This window comes from Tamlana crocina (genome assembly GCF_012037625.1).
Genome location: NZ_JAAVJS010000544.1, coordinates 1 through 349, shown reverse-complemented (window position 1 = coordinate 349; position 349 = coordinate 1). Strand labels below are relative to the sequence as shown.

Sequence of the window (349 nt, the reverse complement as noted above, 5' to 3'; positions counted from 1 at the left end):
AAATGATGAGCGCCACCCCACTGGGACGTCGTGGTACTCCTGAAGAGATCGCCAATGTCTATCTCTTCCTTGCTTCTGAAGAGGCATCTTACATCACTGGTGCCATTTATGCCGCCGATGGCGGAATTACCATTGGCAAAGGCCCAGTAGGCGAAGAGGTCCCAAGTAAATTAAAAAAAGAACCAAAAGGAACTTTGAAACTAAAGCATCAAATGGATGGTGCAACAAACTTAAGATAACATGAAGCTAAAAGCACTTTTTCTCAACTGTACCTTAAAAAAATCTCCTGAAACCTCTAACACAGAAGCCTTTATTGATCAGGCAAAAATGATGTTCAAAGAACTCGATG

Annotated in this window: 1 protein-coding gene; it reads left to right on the top strand. The window is 42.1% G+C overall.

All coding sequences use genetic code 11. The annotated features are described in order from the left end of the window. A partial coding sequence (locus HC176_RS20280; RefSeq protein ID WP_167920370.1) for an SDR family oxidoreductase occupies positions 1–239 on the top strand: 239 nt, incomplete at its 5' end. Positions 240–349 lie beyond the last annotated feature (110 nt).